This window comes from Marinobacter maroccanus (genome assembly GCF_002933275.1).
Classification (GTDB): domain Bacteria; phylum Pseudomonadota; class Gammaproteobacteria; order Pseudomonadales; family Oleiphilaceae; genus Marinobacter; species Marinobacter maroccanus.
The window spans coordinates 92421-109981 of sequence record NZ_PSSX01000006.1; the positions used below are offsets into that span (position 1 = coordinate 92421).

General features: G+C 58.9%; 14 protein-coding genes. 11 read left to right on the top strand and 3 right to left on the bottom strand.

What is annotated here, in order from left to right; genetic code table 11:
- Positions 1-10: 10 nt before the first annotated feature.
- Positions 11-925: a U32 family peptidase gene (locus tag KEHDKFFH_RS09145; protein ID WP_104321640.1), complete on the top strand. Its 915-nt coding sequence runs from the start codon at positions 11-13 to the stop codon at positions 923-925.
- Here KEHDKFFH_RS09145 and ubiT read toward each other — a convergent pair.
- The 3 genes from ubiT to KEHDKFFH_RS09160 all read right to left on the bottom strand — a co-directional run bounded on the left by ubiT (position 909) and on the right by KEHDKFFH_RS09160 (position 3993).
- Positions 909-1388, bottom strand: a complete 480-nt coding sequence (gene ubiT / locus KEHDKFFH_RS09150) for a ubiquinone anaerobic biosynthesis accessory factor UbiT (protein ID WP_241956472.1) — start codon at positions 1386-1388, stop codon at positions 909-911. The genes KEHDKFFH_RS09145 and ubiT overlap by 17 nt on opposite strands.
- Positions 1389-1456: 68 nt before the next feature.
- A complete protein-coding gene (narL, locus tag KEHDKFFH_RS09155) occupies positions 1457-2116 on the bottom strand; it encodes a two-component system response regulator NarL (protein WP_008175410.1) in 660 nt (219 codons plus the stop codon).
- Between the two features lie 17 nt (positions 2117-2133).
- The gene (locus KEHDKFFH_RS09160; RefSeq protein ID WP_104321641.1) at positions 2134-3993 is read right to left on the bottom strand and encodes a histidine kinase; all 1860 of its coding nucleotides are present in this window, start codon (positions 3991-3993) and stop codon (positions 2134-2136) included.
- A 181-nt stretch (positions 3994-4174) separates the two neighbouring features.
- Here KEHDKFFH_RS09160 and KEHDKFFH_RS09165 point away from each other — a divergent pair, with 181 nt between their 5' ends.
- The 10 genes from KEHDKFFH_RS09165 to nosR all read left to right on the top strand — a co-directional run bounded on the left by KEHDKFFH_RS09165 (position 4175) and on the right by nosR (position 17537).
- The gene (locus KEHDKFFH_RS09165; RefSeq protein ID WP_104321642.1) at positions 4175-5443 is read left to right on the top strand and encodes an MFS transporter; all 1269 of its coding nucleotides are present in this window, start codon (positions 4175-4177) and stop codon (positions 5441-5443) included.
- A 130-nt stretch (positions 5444-5573) separates the two neighbouring features.
- A complete protein-coding gene (locus tag KEHDKFFH_RS09170) occupies positions 5574-9317 on the top strand; it encodes a nitrate reductase subunit alpha (RefSeq protein WP_104321741.1) in 3744 nt (1247 codons plus the stop codon).
- A complete protein-coding gene (narH, locus tag KEHDKFFH_RS09175) occupies positions 9314-10888 on the top strand; it encodes a nitrate reductase subunit beta (RefSeq protein WP_104321643.1) in 1575 nt (524 codons plus the stop codon). The genes KEHDKFFH_RS09170 and narH overlap by 4 nt, the downstream gene beginning before the upstream one ends.
- Positions 10889-10898: 10 nt before the next feature.
- Positions 10899-11639, top strand: a complete 741-nt coding sequence (gene narJ, locus KEHDKFFH_RS09180) for a nitrate reductase molybdenum cofactor assembly chaperone (RefSeq protein ID WP_104321644.1) — start codon at positions 10899-10901, stop codon at positions 11637-11639.
- A 23-nt stretch (positions 11640-11662) separates the two neighbouring features.
- Positions 11663-12340 (top strand): respiratory nitrate reductase subunit gamma, encoded by a 678-nt coding sequence (gene narI, locus KEHDKFFH_RS09185; RefSeq protein WP_104321742.1) that lies wholly within the window; start codon positions 11663-11665, stop codon positions 12338-12340.
- Positions 12341-12526: 186 nt separating this feature from the next.
- Positions 12527-13333, top strand: coding sequence for a peptidylprolyl isomerase (locus KEHDKFFH_RS09190; RefSeq protein ID WP_104321645.1), 807 nt, complete (start codon positions 12527-12529; stop codon positions 13331-13333).
- 330 nt (positions 13334-13663) lie between these two features.
- Complete coding sequence (locus KEHDKFFH_RS09195; protein WP_104321646.1) at positions 13664-14413, top strand: Crp/Fnr family transcriptional regulator; 750 nt, start codon at positions 13664-13666, stop codon at positions 14411-14413.
- A gap of 43 nt (positions 14414-14456) precedes the next feature.
- The gene (locus KEHDKFFH_RS09200) at positions 14457-14843 is read left to right on the top strand and encodes a putative zinc-binding protein (protein ID WP_104321647.1); all 387 of its coding nucleotides are present in this window, start codon (positions 14457-14459) and stop codon (positions 14841-14843) included.
- 36 nt (positions 14844-14879) lie between these two features.
- Positions 14880-15281 (top strand): hypothetical protein, encoded by a 402-nt coding sequence (locus KEHDKFFH_RS09205; protein ID WP_053112951.1) that lies wholly within the window; start codon positions 14880-14882, stop codon positions 15279-15281.
- Between the two features lie 156 nt (positions 15282-15437).
- Complete coding sequence (nosR, locus tag KEHDKFFH_RS09210; RefSeq protein WP_104321743.1) at positions 15438-17537, top strand: transcriptional regulator NosR; 2100 nt, start codon at positions 15438-15440, stop codon at positions 17535-17537.
- Positions 17538-17561: the final 24 nt, after the last annotated feature.

Below are 17561 nucleotides of genomic sequence, written 5' to 3' on the forward strand. Positions count from 1 at the left end.
TTCACCATCCATGCTGAAGTTATCCTTGGGGCCAATCCTGTGGTTCTGGTCCAGGCAGACCGTTTTCGATTTCTATGCCAATGCCGCCGAGCTGCCGGTGGATACCATCTATCTGGGCGAGGTGGTGTGCTCCCGCCGGCGGGAACTGAAACCGGATGACTGGCTGGACCTGGCCCGTGATCTGAAAGCCTGTGGCAAGAATGTGGTGCTCTCCACGCTCACACTGATTGAGTCGGAGGCGGATTTGCGTCGCCTGCGCCGGTTCTGTGAGCAGGATGAATTCCTGGTAGAGGCCAACGATCAGAGCGCCCTGCAGGTAGCCATCCGGAACAGGATACCGTTTGTCACCGGCCCGTCCATGAACATCTACAACACCGCTACCCTGAAGATCCTCGCCAAACAGGGCCTGAAAGAATGGAACCTGCCGGTGGAGCTGGGCAAGGAAGCCCTGGAGCAGCTGATCAAGGAGCTGCAGCAGGAAGGGCTGGATCTTCCCGCCGAAGTGTTTTCCTGGGGCTTCCTCCCCCTGGCCTGGTCCTCACGATGCTTTACCGCCCGTCATTACAACCTGCCCAAAGACAACTGCGAGTTCCGCTGCCTGCAGCATCCGGATGGCATGGAGTTGCGCTCCCGGGAAAGCCAGGAGTTGTTCCGCATCAACGGCATTTCCACCCTGTCTGGCTCCCGGTACGATCTGATGCGGGAGTTGCCGGATATGGGGCGTATGGGGGTAAGCACCGTGCGCCTGAGCCCGGAACATCTGCGCATGGAGGCGGTGGTCAGACGCTTTGATCAGGTCCGCCGGGGCGAACTGCCGGCCACCGACCCGCTGCAGCTGGTGGAGGCGCCACCGTGCAACGGGTACTGGTATGGCAGGCCGGGGATGGATCTGGTTGCCGGCCAGCAGTTCAAAACAGGGCTTTAAAGTTCCACTCGAGGCTGTCGAGCAGGTTCTTCAGACCCAGGCCCAGCTCGGTGTCGCCTTCAATAACCAGCCGACGCTGGAAAAACAACTGGTCGGGGTCCTGTCGACGTTCCGCCAGAGTCCTGAAAGCAGCCAGTGAGCCCCGGATGGTTGCCTCCCCGGGGCCGTCGATCACCCGGAGTCGGCCGGCCCAGAAGCCAATGGTGATGCCGGGTTGTCCGCCGTTCACCTCCAGTCGAATCCGGCGGCCTTCGAAGTCATCGAATTCTCCGTCATCAATGGCCTGGGCAAAAATGCGATTCAGCGGCGCTTCTGCAGCCAGTTGCTTGAGGGGAACCGGGATTCTGCGATCAATAGCGCCCAGCATGGGCGCGGGGGAGGGCATGTACTCCCGAAGGACGGAAAGCGTTTGCCCAATCAGGGGAGAGTTCAGGGAGGCAATGGAAGGTAGTGAAAAAGCCATGCTTTACTCCGGGCGGTCAGTAACCGGCACAGAGTAAAGCAAAGTGCTCTGGAACGATTTGATATAACTCAGCCCTTGTGCAGGCCTTCTTCCACCGCCCAAACGGCCACTTCCACCCTTGAGCGCAGGTTCAGTTTTTTCAGCAGGTGTTTCACATGGACCTTGACGGTGCCGTCACTGATGTCGAGCTTGCGACCAATCATCTTGTTCGAAAGGCCCTCTGCAATCAGGCGCAGAATATCCTTTTCCCGCGGCGTCAGGCTGTCGAAATCCGGGCGTGATGCCTGCTGGGGCTTGTTGGAGCGCAGGGCCTCTGCCAACAGAGTGGTCAGTCGGTCACTGATCACCATTTTGCCGACCGCAGCCTGATGGAGCTGGGTGATCATGTCTTCCGGTTCCATGTCCTTCAGCAGGTAGCCGTCAGCACCGGCCCGGAGTGCCGCCACCACGTCATCTTCCTGGTCCGACACGGTGAACATCACAATGCGGGAGCTGATGTTCTGTTCCCGCAGTTTCTTCAGAGCCTCAATGCCGTCCATCTCGGGCATGTTCAGGTCCATCAGGATCAGGTCGGGTTCCAGTTCGGTGGCCAGCCGAATGCCGTCGGCAGCGTTACTGGCCTCCCCGGCCACGCTCATATCGTCTTCCATGTCGATCAACTGTTTGATGCCCTGGCGAAGAAGCGGGTGATCGTCGATCAACAGAATACTTGCGGGTGACTCAGACATCGGGTTCTCTCTTTTGGTCAGGCATTTGATGCTTCTGTGGGAATCAGGTTTCGGCTTTTGGGAACAAATCCCAGGGTGACTTCCACACCCCCTTCATCCCGGTTGCTTACTTCGACCTTACCGCCCAGGGTTCGGGCGCGGTCCTGCATGATGATCAGGCCGTAATGATTGACGGGCTGGTCACTGCCGGGCAGGCCCTTGCCATTATCCCGGATTCGTACCCGAACTTGTGGCGATTCGAACAGAACATCCACGGTTATATCTGTGGCATCTGCGTGTTTGACCGCGTTGGCCAGGCCTTCCCTCACAATCTGCAGGGTATGGATTTCTTCATTCGGCGACAGGGTCTGGGGCGGCAGATTGTACTGCAGCCCAACCGGCTTACCCAGCCGCTCGGAAAATTCTTCAATGGTCTTCTGCAGGGCAGTAGCAAGATCCGGCGTGTCCAGCTTCAGCCTGAACGTCGCCAGCAGCTCCCGCAACTGGCGATAGGCACTGTTCAGGCCGGTACTGAGTTCGTCGAGAATCGCCTCGTGAGTTTTTTGTTGCTCGCCGTCGATGTTAAGGCGGCGCAACCGGGCAACCTGCATTTTCAGGTATGAAAGTGACTGGGCCAGAGAATCATGGAGTTCCCGGGCAATCACGGTGCGTTCTTCGGCAAGGGTCTGCTGCTGCTCCTCGGTAATCTGCCGTTCCAGGAAAATGGCGGTGGCCAGCTGGTCGCTGAGGGTTTCCAGCAGCCGACGAGAGGTTTTCGAAAGGCCTTCTTCGGCCGGGTACCAGACCTCCAGTGTACCCAGTAGCTGCCCGGGGGTCCGGATCGGAAGCAGGAGCCGCCGACCGTCGTTGGATTCCACGGGAAGCTCGTCATAGGCCTCTGGCGTCACCAGGCAGGCATTGCAGTGGTGATCACGGCAGTAGAAGGGCCGTTCCCGGCTGGCGGTGGTGATTGCTTGAATTGGCTCTGAGGATTCCTTGTCATGGAGATAGAGGCGGATCGGGCCAATGCCCAGTAGCTGCTCAAGCTCCTGAAGCATGGGGATCGCCCCATTGCACAGATCGTGTTTGGCAAACAGGTCCCGGCTTGCGGAATGCAGGAGTTGAAGGGCCGCGTGGCTCCTTTCAAGCTCTTCCGTTTTCAGGCGGGCCCTTTCTTCCAGCTCGTAATAGGTCAGTGCCAGCTCGCTGGTCATCTGGTCAAAGGCCTGGCCAAGTTGTGCCAGCTCGTCGGAGCCGCTCAGGTTGGCCTTACGGGAAAAGTCCTGGTCGCCCACGGCGATGGCGATGCTGACCAGCTTGCGCAGTGGCCGCAAAATACGGTTTTTCAGATCAATGAACAGCGCCACGATGATAAGAATGGAAAAAGCCAGGCTGATGATCTGAATCAGGTGCAGCAGGTCAATACGGGCTTCGGTTCGCTGTTCCAGCATATTGACCAGCTGGTCTACGTTATCAACGTACTGCTGTGTTGAGGCCAGCATGGCCTCGGAAACAGGCGTGCCCTCGTCATGTTCCTGCAGGGCAGGCCGAAGCGTGGTTTGCCAGGATTCCAGAATGGCCTGGTACTGGGCGCCGAGCGGATGGTCATGGCTTTCGGGGATGGCCTTGGTGATGCTGGCGTCAGCCAACCTGGTCTCGTATTGGTCCAGCATCTGCGAGATCGAGTCCTCACCGGACTCGGGAACCGCAGGGCCCGCGCTTTGGGCCAGCAGCTGGAACGCACCCATGCGCAGGGCGCCTGCCAGATTGATCGCGGTGGCATTGCCTTCGATGCTTTTGGAAACCGCAAGCGTGGTCGCCATGCTGACAAGGGCTGTCACCACCACGGCGCCAACGACGATGGCGATTCGGTTTACAAGCGGGCTTCTGGATTTCATTCAATCTCGTGCGCATCAATGCGTTTGGCGGGGCTAGGTGAATTATGCCTCGCACCAGGATTCCGTGATACCTCCTTGAGGATAGTCAATTACCCCAATGGTTGGTAACCCATCATAATCTTTGACCCCTTTATGATCAAAAGATGAAACTGAAAAGCAGGTTTCCAGAAGAGCGACAGTAATGAAGTCCGAAACGGATCATGCAGATGACCGGCTGGCGTCATTGGCAGTGGTGCTGCCGTTGGCGGTGGCGGGCTTTGTTGTTGCTGCCGGGTGCTGGACTCTGTTTGCGGTGGCCGGAGTCCATCTGCGTTCGGAGCTAGCTCTCAGCGACTTGCAGTTTGGATTCCTGCTGGCGATGCCGATGGCGGTGGGGGCGGTGCTGGCCGTTCCAGCGGGCCTGGCGGCGCAGAAATTCGGCGCCCGCCGGGTCATGCTGATTTGCCTGGCCGGGCTCGCAGCCTGCATGGTGATACTTCTGACCACCGATACCTTCCCCGGGTACCTGATTGCCGCCGGTGGTCTTGGGCTGGCGGGTGGATTCTACAGCGCCGGGTTGCAGTTCGTGACAGGACACTGTGAATCCAAACGCCTGGGCCTTGTGCTGGGGGTGTTTGGCGCCGGCGTAACCGGCGCGGGATTCAACTACTACCTGGTGCCACTGTTCCATGAGGCCTTTTCCTGGCACGGGGTGCCGCTGGCCTATCTTATTGTGCTGGTTCTGGTGCTTGCGCTGCTGGTCATGCTTACCGATCCGGAAGACGCTGAGGCGGACCCGACCGCAGAAACCTCAGTCCGGGTGCTGCTACACCGAATGCAGACGAGGCGGGCCGGCCAGCTTTGTGGCTATTTTGGCGTTGTCGCCGGCAGCTTCTTCGCGTTGGCCTTGTGGCTGCCGGACTACCTGTCTTCACAGTTCGATCTGTCAGTGGATTCCGGAGCGCGGCTGGCTCAATGGTTTGTGATTCCAGGTGCTCTGGCCCAGATCGTGGGGGGAGGGTTTTCTGACCGCTTCGGCAGTGCAAGGGTGGTCAGCCGAGCACTGATGGTCTGTCTGATGGCGCTGTTTGTTTTGTCCTACCCACCCATGACCCTGTTTATCCAGGGCGTTGACGCCACAATCCGCGTTGAATTTGCCCTGCCCATGCAAGTCGAGGGTGTGTTTGTCGTCACCCTCGGGCTGGCCATGGGCTGCACCATGGGTAGCCTCCAGCGGCTGGTTATTGTTGAAAACCGTTCGGTGGCGGCCTTTGTTGCCGGCTTGCTGCTGGTGAGCGCCTGTTCCGTAGCCTTTGTTCTGCCGGTGATTTTCAGCAGCGTTAATCACTGGCTGGGTATCCGCAGTGCGGTCTTCATGATTCTCTTCCTGCTGCTTGTGGGCTGTCTTTTCCTGTTTGCCCGGGAAAGTCGCCGGCACGAGCGTGAACACCTTCTCCACCCGGGGATATAAGCCGCCTACCCCCAGGGTGGTAGAAACGGGTTATGAGGTAGTAACCACGCAGATTTCGCGGTTTTTCTCACACACAATGGTCTCAAATCGGAGTAACGATCCAGCAGACGGGTTGATGGAGAAAGAGACCATGAGTCATTTGATCGATAAACTGAACTACTTCAGGAAGAAGCGCGAGCCGTTCTCCAACGGCCATGGCGAAACCCACGAAGTCAGTCGCGAATGGGAAGACAGCTACCGCCAGCGCTGGCAGCACGACAAGATCGTGCGTTCCACCCACGGCGTAAACTGCACCGGCTCATGCAGCTGGAAGATTTACGTCAAGAACGGCCTGGTTACCTGGGAAACCCAGCAAACCGATTACCCCCGTACCCGTCCGGATCTGCCCAACCACGAGCCACGTGGCTGCCCCCGTGGTGCCAGCTACTCCTGGTACATGTACAGCGCCAACCGCCTGAAGTACCCGCTGATGCGCAAGCATCTGATGAAGCTTTGGCGTGCCGCGCGCATGCAGTTCAATGACCCGGTGGAAGCCTGGGCTTCTATCGTGGAAGACCCCAAGAAAACCGCTGAGTACAAGCCCCGCCGGGGTATGGGCGGATTCGTGCGCTCAAGCTGGGATGAAGTCAACGAGCTGATTGGCGCCTCCAACGTCTACACCGCCAAGAAGCATGGCCCGGATCGCATCATCGGCTTCTCGCCGATCCCTGCCATGTCCATGGTTTCCTACGCTGCCGGCAGCCGTTATCTGTCCATGATCGGCGGCGTGTGCATGAGCTTCTACGACTGGTACTGCGACCTGCCGCCGGCCTCTCCCCAGACCTGGGGTGAGCAGACCGACGTGCCGGAATCCGCCGACTGGTACAACTCCGGCTACATCATTGCCTGGGGCTCCAACGTGCCCCAGACCCGTACCCCGGACGCCCACTTCTTCACCGAGGTACGCTACAAGGGCACCAAAACCGTCGCCATTACGCCGGACTACGCCGAAGTCTCCAAGCTGTCCGACGAGTGGATGAACCCCAAGCAGGGTACCGACGCCGCTCTGGGCATGGCCATGGGCCACGTGATCCTGAAAGAGTTCCACGTCGACAAGCCCAGTGAGTACTTCACCGACTATGTTCGCCGTTACACCGACATGCCGTACCTGGTCATGCTCGATGAGAACGACGACGGCAGCTTTGTGCCCGGCCGCTTCCTGCGCGCCAGCGATCTGGTGGACGGGCTGGGTGAAGAAAACAACCCCGAGTGGAAAACCATCGCCATTGATGAAGCCTCCGGTGAGCTGACCGCGCCCAATGGTTCCATTGGCTACCGCTGGGGTGAAAAGGGCAAGTGGAATCTGAAGCAGACCGCCAAAGGCTCCGACGTCAACCTGCAGCTGTCCATGGTCGAGAAGCACGATGACGTTGTGGACGTTGCCTTCCCGTACTTCGGTGGTATCGAGCACGACCACTTCAAGCACGTGGAAATCAAGGACATCCTCAAGCACAAGCTGGGCACCCGTAAGGTGCAGCTGGCCGATGGCTCCGAAGGACGTGTGGTTACCGTCTATGACCTGATGGTCGCCAACTACGGCATCAGCCGTGGCCTGGGCGAGGATGACGGTGCCACTTCCTACGACGAAGTTAAGCCTTACACCCCGGCCTGGCAGGAAAAGATCACCGGCGTCCCCGCCGAGAAAGTGATCCGCATTGCCCGTGAGTTCGCCGATAACGCCGACAAGACCAAGGGCCGTTCCATGGTCATCGTCGGTGCCGGTATGAACCACTGGTACCACATGGACATGAACTACCGCGGCCTGATCAACATGCTGATCATGTGTGGCTGTATTGGCCAGAGCGGTGGTGGCTGGGCCCACTACGTTGGCCAGGAAAAGCTGCGTCCGCAGACCGGCTGGCAGCCCCTGGCATTCGGTCTGGACTGGCAGCGTCCGCCCCGGCATATGAACTCCACCTCCTTCTTTTACGCCCACTCCGGTCAGTGGCGTTACGAGAAGCTGGGTGTCGACGAGATCCTGTCGCCGCTGGCGGACAAGTCCAAGTTCGGCGGCAGCCTGATTGACTACAATGTGCGTGCCGAGCGCATGGGCTGGTTGCCGTCTGCGCCGCAGCTCAACCGCAACCCGCTGGGTATTGCTGCCGAGGCGGAAAAAGCCGGAATGGAAGTCTCGGACTATGTGGCGCAGTCCATGAAAGACGGTTCCCTGGCGTTTGCCAGTGAGGATCCGGAAGCGCCCCAGAACCATCCGCGCAATATGTTTATCTGGCGATCCAACCTGCTGGGGTCCTCCGGTAAGGGCCACGAGTACATGCTCAAGTACCTGCTGGGTACCAAGAGCGGCCTGCAGGGCAAGGATCTGGGCCACGAAGGTGGCGCCAAGCCGAAAGAGGTTAAATGGCATGACGAGGCGCCGGAAGGCAAACTCGACCTGCTGGTGACCCTGGATTTCCGCATGTCCACTACCTGTCTGTATTCAGACATCGTTCTGCCGACGGCCACCTGGTACGAGAAGAACGATCTGAATACCTCCGACATGCACCCGTTCATCCACCCGCTGACCGCCGCTACCGATCCGGCCTGGGAAGCGCGCAGTGACTGGGAGATCTACAAGGGCATCGCCAAGGCGTTCTCCAAGGCCACCGAAGGCCACCTGGGCGTCGAAAAAGATGTGGTTACCCTGCCGCTGCTGCACGACGCGCCGGCCGAGCTGGGCCAGCCGTTTGATGTGAAAGACTGGAAACGGGGCGAGTGCGATCTGATCCCCGGAAAGACCGCGCCCAACTTCATTACCGTTGAGCGGGATTACCCGAACACCTACGCGCGCTTTACCTCGCTTGGCCCGCTGATGGACAAGCTGGGTAATGGCGGCAAAGGCATCAACTGGAACACCGAGAAGGAAGTGAACTTCCTCAAGGATCTGAACTACACCCACATCGAGGGGGCGAACGCAGGCCGTCCGAAGATCGAGAGTGCCATTGATGCAGCCGAGGTCATCCTGACACTGGCCCCGGAAACCAACGGCCAGGTTGCGGTTAAAGCCTGGGCTGCGTTGTCAGAAATGACCGGCCTGGACCACACCCATCTGGCGAAGAACAAGGAAGAGGAGAAGATCCGCTTCAGGGACATCGTGGCGCAGCCGCGCAAGATCATCTCCAGCCCGACCTGGTCTGGTCTGGAAGACGAGCATGTCTCCTACAACGCCGGTTACACCAACGTCCATGAGCTGATCCCCTGGCGCACCCTGACTGGTCGTCAGCAGTTCTACCAGGACCACGAGTGGATGCGCGCCTTCGGCGAGAGCCTGCTGGTGTATCGCCCGCCGATCAACACCAAGACGGTCAGCAGCATGATCAACCAGCGCAGCAACGGCAACGCCGAGAAAGCGCTGAACTGGATCACGCCGCACCAGAAGTGGGGTATCCACAGCACCTACAGCGACAACCTGTTGATGCTGACCCTGTCCCGCGGTGGCCCGATTGTGTGGCTGAGTGAGGACGACGCCAAAGAACTGGCCATTGAGGACAACGACTGGATCGAGCTGTTCAACGCCAATGGCGCCATTGCAACCCGGGCGGTTGTGAGTCAGCGGGTGATGCCCGGCATGGTGATGATGTACCACGCCCAGGAGCGGATCGTGAACATTCCGGGCTCGGAAATTACCGGTACCCGTGGCGGTATCCACAACTCGGTCACCCGGGTGTGCCCGAAGCCGACCCACATGATCGGCGGCTACGCCCAGTATTCCTACGGCTTCAACTACTACGGAACCGTAGGTTCCAACCGCGACGAATTCGTGGTGGTTCGCAAGATGCACAACGTCGACTGGCTCGACGGTGAAGGCAATGACACTGTTCAGGAGGCTGTAAAATGAAGATCCGTTCCCAAGTCGGCATGGTGCTGAACCTGGACAAGTGCATCGGTTGCCACACCTGTTCAGTCACCTGCAAAAACGTATGGACCAGCCGTGAAGGCATGGAATACGCCTGGTTCAACAACGTCGAGACCAAGCCCGGTATCGGCTACCCGAAAGAGTGGGAGAACCAGGACAAGTGGAAGGGCGGCTGGATGCGTGACAGCTCCGGCAAGATCCGCCCGAAGATCGGTGGCCGTTTCCGGGTACTGGCGAACATCTTTGCCAATCCCGATCTGCCCCAGATCGACGACTACTACGAGCCGTTTGATTTCGATTACCAGCACCTGCACACCGCCGGCGACAGCAAGCACCAGCCGGTTGCCCGGCCGCGCTCGCTGATCTCCGGCCAGCGCATGCAGAAAATCGAATGGGGCCCGAACTGGGAAGAGATCCTCGGTACCGAGTTCGCCAAGCGCCGCAAGGACAAGAACTTTGACCAGGTGCAGGCGGATATCTACGGCCAGTTCGAAAACACCTTCATGATGTACCTGCCGCGCCTGTGCGAGCACTGCCTGAACCCGGCCTGTGTTGCCAGCTGCCCGAGTGGTGCCATCTATAAGCGTGAGGAAGACGGCATCGTCCTGATCGACCAGGACAAGTGCCGTGGCTGGCGGATGTGTGTCTCCGGCTGCCCGTACAAGAAGATCTACTTCAACTGGAAAACCGGCAAGTCCGAGAAGTGCATTTTCTGCTACCCGCGGATCGAAGCCGGCATGCCCACCGTGTGCTCCGAAACCTGTGTTGGCCGGATTCGCTACCTCGGTGTGCTGCTGTATGACGCCGACCGCATCGAAGAAGTGGCCAGCGCTCCGGGCGAGCATGAGCTCTATGAAAAGCAGCTGGAAATCTTCCTGGACCCGTTCGACCCGAAAGTGATCGAGCAGGCCAAGAAAGATGGCATTCCGATGAACGTGATCGAAGCCGCCCAGCAGAGCCCGGTGTACAAGATGGCGGTGGACTGGAAACTGGCCCTGCCGCTGCACCCGGAATACCGCACCCTGCCCATGGTCTGGTACGTGCCACCCCTGAGCCCGATCCAGTCCGCGGCGGAAGCCGGCAAGGTCGAATTCGACGGCGTACTGCCGAAGATCGAAAGCCTGCGGATCCCGGTGAAGTATCTGGCCAACCTGCTCACCGCTGGTGACGAGAAGCCGATTGTCCGGGCCCTCAAGCGGATCATGGCCATGCGCCTGTACAAGCGTGCCGAGACCGTGGAAGGCAAGGAAGACCTGCGCGCCCTTGAGGAAGCCGGTCTGACCAAGGCCCAGGCGGACGAGATGTACCGCTACCTGGCTATCGCCAACTACGAGGATCGCTTCGTGATTCCCACCAGCCACCGCGAGCTGGCGAAAGAAGCCTTCCCCGATGCCACCGCCCATGGCGAGCGCAACGGTTGCGGCTTCAGCTTCGGTGAAGGCTGCAACGGCGACAGCAAATTCAACATGTTCGGTGGCCGCAAACAGACCACCAGCATGGTCCAGAAGCTGTCGACCGTGAAGCAGGTTGACCCGAAACAGCTGCAGGAATAAGGAGGCCGAGATGCAACTTTTAAAAGTACTGGCCCGGGTACTCGAGTACCCGACCGAAGAACTCCAGACCTCCAAAGATGCCCTGATTGCCGCTGTCCTTGAGGACAGCCGGCTGCCGAGGCAGAACAAGGAGCAACTGCTGCGCTGTGTGGAGATGCTGTGCGATGGCGACCTGCTGGACATGCAGGAAAACTACGTCGGCATGTTCGACAAAGGCCGGGCTACGTCTCTGCTGCTGTTCGAACACGTGCACGGGGAATCCCGCGATCGAGGCCAGGCCATGGTGGACCTGATGGAGGAATATCGCAGCAACGGTCTGGAAATCGACGCCAGGGAACTGCCGGACTACCTGCCACTGTTCCTGGAATACCTTTCCACCCGCCCCTGGGACGAGATCCGTAACTGGCTGGAGGACATCCACCACATCCTGGGCTTGCTGGGTGAGCGTCTGTACCAGCGGGAAAGCTTCTATCACGTGGTGATGGACTCGCTGCTGACCCTCTCCGGGCGTGCGGCAAACCGCCAGGAGCTGGCCCGAATCGTTGCCTCGGAAGAGCGCGACGACACCCCGGAGGCTCTGGACAAAGTCTGGGAAGAGGAAATGGTGAAGTTTGTTGATGATCAGGGCAGCTCCTGCAGTACCGGCAGTGTTGTAGGCCAACGCCGCCGGGAACTGGAACAGACCCAGACCATTCACCTGAGTGATCAGCTGATGACGGACGCAACACCCCGTCAGGCAGGGCGCGCCTGAGGGCGCAGGAGGAAACGGAAATGATGTCCTATCTCAATACACTACTGTTCGGGGTCTATCCGTACATTGCTATCGCGATCCTCGTGATTGGCACCTGGGCTCGCTATGACCAGGGCCAGTTCACCTGGAAAGCCCATTCTAGCCAGATGTTGCGCAAGAAGAACATGGTGATGGCCAGCGTGCTGTTCCACGTCGGCGTACTGGTGATCTTCTTTGGCCATCTGGTGGGCCTGCTGACACCGCACGCGTTCTACGAGCCGTTCATGACACCCGGCACCAAGCAGATCATGGCGATCGTGGTGGGTGGTATTGCCGGCATCATGGCCATCATTGGCGGCGGCATGCTCGCCTGGCGTCGTCTGACTGATCCACGTATCAAGGCCAGTAGCACCTTCGCCGACAACATGATCATTGTCATCCTGGTGGTACAGCTGGTCCTGGGCATGCTCACCATCCTGCCCACCATGGGCCATCTGGATGGCAGCACCATGCTCAAGTTCTCCGCCTGGGCCCAGGGTGTTGTCACCCTCCAGGGCGGCGTGGCCGGCTACATCGCCGACGTGCACTGGATCTACAAGACCCACATCTTCCTGGGCCTGACCATCTTCGTACTATTCCCGTTCACCCGCCTGGTGCACATGCTCAGCGTGCCGGTGGAGTATTTCGGGCGGAAGTACCAGGTGGTTCGCAAGCGGGCGTAATGGTGTGAATTGAGGTGACGGTGAAGGTGTCGGATTACGCGTGGCGGGGCCACGCTAATCCGACCTACGGTAGGTCGGATTAGACGAAGTCGTAATCCGACAAATTCCCGAGCCCGAAAGACGAAACGTAGGTCGGATTAGGCCCAGCGGGCCGTAATCCGACAACCAGCTCAAAAGGTAACCATCATGCAACTGATCCCCGTTGGCGACGCTGAAAAGCCCAGAAACCAGTTCCCGCCGGTCTACGTGGGCGAAACCCTCATCGGCGAAGACGACATCGCCCGGGAAATGCAGCACCACCCGGCCGAAGAAGTCGCCGAAGCCTGGCACGATGCCGCCAGAAGCCTCGTCATCCGTGAGCTCCTCCTGCAACAGGCCAGCCGCCTCAAGCTAGACGACATCGCCGACGAAGAAGACCGCATTGCCCGGGTACTGGAACTCGAGCTTAACGTTCCGGACCCGACCGAACAGGACTGCGAACGTTTCTACAACGCCAACCCGGCCCGATTCTGCAGTCCCACACTCATGGCCGTCAGCCACATCCTACTCGCTGCTGCCCCGGACGACGTCCAGGAACGCATCCGCCAGGAAGAAGCCGGCCAACAGTTGCTATCGTCCCTCATCGACGGCCGCTCCCAGTTCGCCGAACTGGCCAAACAATACTCCGCCTGCGAATCCCGCCACCAGGGCGGCAGCCTGGGCCAGATCAGCAAGGGCCAGACCGTGGAAGAATTCGAACGCCCCGTCCTGTCACTGGAAGAAGGCCTCAATCCGGAACTGATCGAAACCCGCTACGGCTGGCACATCGTCCGCGTCGACCAGCGAATCGACGGCCAGCAGCTCCCGTATGAGCACGTCAAACCCCAGATTAGGCAGTACTTGAGCGAGAGCGTAACCCGACGGGCCTTCCGTCAGTACCTGCAGGTTCTGGCAGCGGAAACTGGCGTAGAAGGAGTAGATCTCGAGCTACCCGACTCGCCACTAATGCAGTGAGCAGGATGATCTGAAGGTTAACTCTTCGGTTTGGAGGATGGTGGGCCGGTTCGCTTTCCAAAACTGTGCGGAGCCATGGATGGCGGAGCCCAAGCGCCACATGGATGTGCCGTAAGGAGCGTGTTTTGGAAAGCGAACCGGCCCACCATCCTGTGCTCCCAAGTCTAAGTTTTAGTCTCCGAATAGGTAGCAATAAAACACTTTGAGTTAGATCAATTACTCCCGAATAACCCCCTAACTACCCCCATGGGGGGAGCGATTTTCACCGAGTATCCTTCTACTATTTAAATCATGATTTAGCATGCATGAATATGCAGAGAGGATACACCAATGGCACTGACCCAAACGGCCGAAACCCGCTACACCAAACCCGTGCTCGTCGCCGTCAACAAACCCTTTGACGACGAAGACGGCCTCCAGGCCCTGCGCAGCCATCCACTGTTCTCGGAACTCAATGGCAAAGACCTGCAGCACCTGATCCAGCAATCCCGAAGAATCCGCCTGGGCCATCACCAGCTGCTTTACCGCCAGGACATGCCGGCGCACCATTTCTTCTTCGTGATCTCCGGCCGCCTGCGTCTTTACCGTCTGGACTCCTCCGGCATCGACCGAACCCTCGACAGCATCGCCCCTGGCGACTGCTTCGCGGAAGTCATGATCTACGCTGATCCGCCCCGGTACGCCTGCTACGCCGAGGCCCTGAAATCCAGCGAGGTGCTGATGATCCCGGTCAAGGCCTACCAGGACATGCTGGAAAGCAACCCGAAATACGCCCAGGCAGCCCTGCGGCATTACGCCAAACGCGCGGTTTCCCGGTTCCATGACCTGGAAATCATGACCGTACAGAATGCCCGTGACCGCCTGATCCGCTACCTGATCGACCTGCTGCCCAATGGCGCAGAAGAGGGTGGAGAAGTCGAGTTGCCGTTACCCAAGTGCCTCGTGGCCTCCAGGCTGGCCATGCAGCCGGAGACTTTCTCCCGGATTCTGGCGGATCTGAAAGCCAACGGACTGGTGCGGGTCAACCGCAGCCGACTGTTCATCTCGGACCCGCAGCGCCTTATTGAGATCAGCCAGTAACGGACCACATTCAAGCCTCCAGGCATTTTGGAAAGGGGGACAAGTGACATCGAGAAAGCAACGCCCACTCATTTACTCATGTTCCGGCTGCTCTGATGTGGCGCAGCTGGCCAACAATGTGGCGGTAAAACTCGACCATGCCGGTGAGTTCGAAATGTCCTGCATCTCCGGCGTCGGCGGCAAGGTGCCGTCCCTGGTGAAAGCAGCCAGATCCGGTCGCCCGATCACCGTTATTGATGGCTGCCCATTGCACTGTGCCCGGGCCTGTCTCGAGAACATCGGTGTTGAGCCCGATGAGCATGTCCGGCTCTACGAATTCGGCTTCAAGAAACATTATGGACAGAGCTACGGCGAAGACGCCGTGGAAGAAGTGTGCGACGAAATTCGCAGGCTCACCTCGTCCGACCAGCTCATTGCCCGCCAGGCGTAAAGCGCAGCGGCCCGGTACCAGTAAGGATCCACCAAAATGATCAGCAGTTACAGTGACCTGATTCAGGCCTCCTATAGCCAGCAGGAGCCCCAGCGTCTGCTATTCGTGTTCTGTCGGGCGGAGTTGCCGGATGAGGCCTCCCCGGAAGAAAAAGCCGCTTTTGAGCGCGGTGAAGGCGGCGCCCTGACGCCGGTGGTCTGCGTCGACAAGACGCCCGATGAAGCACCGGATTTCGATGTCCTGCACGAAGAATCCCGTGCCACCGGCCAAGCCTGGGATGTGGTGTTCGTTGCCGCCATGTCCGGCCGCGGCGGCACGCCTCCATCCAGTGATGAAGCGCAGCAGCCACTGACCATGATGGTGGAGTCTATCCGCCTCGGCCATATCAGTAATTACCTCCCGCTCGATTCAAACGGAAACGCTGTCAGCCTGGGCTGACAGCGTGTATCTGATCGATTCGTCAGCCAGGTGTATTCAATAAGAGGTATTTGATTTTCCTCTAATTTGCCTAGGCTTAAGCAATAAGGCGCTTTTTTCAGGGAGTCCTCAGTGTCCGTTTTTTCCCGCTTCGTTTTTCTCTTTTTCGCATTGATCATGGCCATGGCCCTGAATGCAGCGCCTTTGGCCAAGTATGAGCCCGTTGCCGGTCGTCAGGTCATCAAGCAGGCGTTTCCGGATGTCACCCGGGTTATTCCCCGCAAAGGCAATCGAGCGATCCAGGAGCTCTATGCCCGCAAGGAACTGGTGGGCTACGCCTATCAGTCCCTGGATTTTGTCCAGACGCCCGCCTACTCCGGAAAGCCGGTCAATGCCATGGTGGTGTTGGATACCGAAGGCACCATCAAGGCTGCCAAGGTCATCCACCACGACGAACCCATTCTTCTGGTGGGTATACCCGAAAGTAAGATGCACGCCTTTACCGATCAGTACACAGGCCTAAAAGCGGACCAGCGGGTAACCGTGGGCGGAACCTCTTCGGAACGAAAGGTGGCCGTTGACGGATTGTCCGGGGCCACGGTTACCGTGATGGTGATCAATGAAGTGATCATGCGCACCGCCCATCGGGTGGGAGTGGAACTGGGCATGGTTGAGGGCGAGGATGGAAGCCGTCCGCCTCTGGCGACCGTCGACAAACAGACCTTCGAGCAGAAAACCTGGCAGGAACTGACCGGTGACGGCTCGGTGCGCCGGTTAATGCTTACCAGGGGCCAGGTGGATGATTCCTTCAAGGGGACGGAAGCCGAGGGTGTTGATACCGCAGGCCCCGAGGAGCGCAAGGAGCCGCTGATTGATCTGTATGCCGCTTACCTGGATGCGCCCACCATTGGCCGGAATCTGCTGGGCGATAGCCAGTACCAGTGGCTGACATCCGAGCTGGAAGAGGGTGAGCATGCCATTGCCGTGATGGCCAACGGTGAATACTCCTTCAAGGGTTCAGGTTATGTTCGCGGCGGCATCTTCGATCGCATCCAGATCCGTCAGTTCGGCGACACCTTCAATTTCCGTGACCTGGATTTCTACCGCCTGAGTGATGTCTATGCCGAGGGCATGCCGGAATTCAGCGAGATGGCGATCTTCATCATTCGCCAGCAGTACAACTTCGACCCCGGTACACCCTGGACACTCGAACTCACTGTAAAGCGCCAGACCGGACCACTGGACAGCGAGTTCCAGGTGTTTCCGTTGGAGTACCAGCTTCCGGAGCAGTATTACACTCGTCCGGAGCCGGTCGTTACCGAGGAAGAATGGCTGGAGAGCCAGCCCATGTGGGTTCAGGTGTGGTACCAGCGGGAATTCCAGATTGTGGTGCTCGGTATCGGTATCGGCGTGCTGATGTTCATCCTGTTTTTCCAGGACTGGCTGGTGAAAAAGCCGAAGATGATGCGCTGGATCCGCCACGCCTTCCTGACCTACACGCTGTTCTTCATCGGCTGGTATGCCATGGGGCAATTGTCCATCGTCAACGTGCTCACGTTTGTGAACAGCCTGATCAGTGGCTTCAGCTGGAGCACGTTCCTGATCGATCCGATGCTGTTCATCCTCTGGGCCGTGGTGGCCGGCATCATCCTCCTCTGGGGCCGGGCAGTTTACTGTGGCTGGTTGTGCCCGTTTGGCGCGCTGCAGGAGCTGCTGAATGAAATTGCCCGCAAGTTGAAGGTACCCCAATACACCGTGCCTTTTGTCGTGCACGAGCGGCTATGGGCCATCAAGTACATCATTCTGCTTGTGCTGTTCGGGGTGTCGCTGGATTCCATGGCGACCGCCGAACGGCTTGCCGAGGTGGAGCCGTTCAAGACCGCGATCACGCTCAAGTTTGATCGTAGCTGGCCCTTCGTGACCTACGCCGTCCTGCTGCTGGTGGTCAACCTGTTCACCCGCAAAGTGTTCTGCCGCTATATGTGCCCGCTGGGTGCGGCTTTGGCACTGCCGACCAAACTGCGGGTGTTCGACTGGCTTAAACGCCGCAAGGAGTGTGGCAACCCCTGCCGTTTGTGTGATCACGAGTGTGAAGTCCAGGCCATCCACCCGGACGGCCACATCAACTACATGGAATGCCATTACTGCCTCGATTGCCAGATGACTTATTTCGATGACCACAAGTGTCCGCCGCTGATCGTGAAACGACGCGGCAAGCGCCGGGGTCATAACGCACCGGGCCACCCGGAGGAAATACCCGTGGTTCAGGTGTCTTGAGTAGTCCCATAAAAAGAAAGCATG

Excerpts from the sequence above, each read along its gene's own strand:
- KEHDKFFH_RS09145 (WP_104321640.1), top strand. The coding sequence starts at position 11 with ATGCTGAAGTTATCCTTGGGGCCAATCCTGTGGTTCTGGTCCAGGCAG.
- ubiT (WP_241956472.1), bottom strand. The coding sequence starts at position 1,388 with ATGGCTTTTTCACTACCTTCCATTGCCTCCCTGAACTCTCCCCTGATT.
- narL (WP_008175410.1), bottom strand. The coding sequence starts at position 2,116 with ATGTCTGAGTCACCCGCAAGTATTCTGTTGATCGACGATCACCCGCTT.
- KEHDKFFH_RS09160 (WP_104321641.1), bottom strand. The coding sequence starts at position 3,993 with ATGAAATCCAGAAGCCCGCTTGTAAACCGAATCGCCATCGTCGTTGGC.
- KEHDKFFH_RS09165 (WP_104321642.1), top strand. The coding sequence starts at position 4,175 with ATGAAGTCCGAAACGGATCATGCAGATGACCGGCTGGCGTCATTGGCA.
- KEHDKFFH_RS09170 (WP_104321741.1), top strand. The coding sequence starts at position 5,574 with ATGAGTCATTTGATCGATAAACTGAACTACTTCAGGAAGAAGCGCGAG.
- narH (WP_104321643.1), top strand. The coding sequence starts at position 9,314 with ATGAAGATCCGTTCCCAAGTCGGCATGGTGCTGAACCTGGACAAGTGC.
- narJ (WP_104321644.1), top strand. The coding sequence starts at position 10,899 with ATGCAACTTTTAAAAGTACTGGCCCGGGTACTCGAGTACCCGACCGAA.
- narI (WP_104321742.1), top strand. The coding sequence starts at position 11,663 with ATGTCCTATCTCAATACACTACTGTTCGGGGTCTATCCGTACATTGCT.
- KEHDKFFH_RS09190 (WP_104321645.1), top strand. The coding sequence starts at position 12,527 with ATGCAACTGATCCCCGTTGGCGACGCTGAAAAGCCCAGAAACCAGTTC.
- KEHDKFFH_RS09195 (WP_104321646.1), top strand. The coding sequence starts at position 13,664 with ATGGCACTGACCCAAACGGCCGAAACCCGCTACACCAAACCCGTGCTC.
- KEHDKFFH_RS09205 (WP_053112951.1), top strand. The coding sequence starts at position 14,880 with ATGATCAGCAGTTACAGTGACCTGATTCAGGCCTCCTATAGCCAGCAG.
- nosR (WP_104321743.1), top strand. The coding sequence starts at position 15,438 with ATGGCCATGGCCCTGAATGCAGCGCCTTTGGCCAAGTATGAGCCCGTT.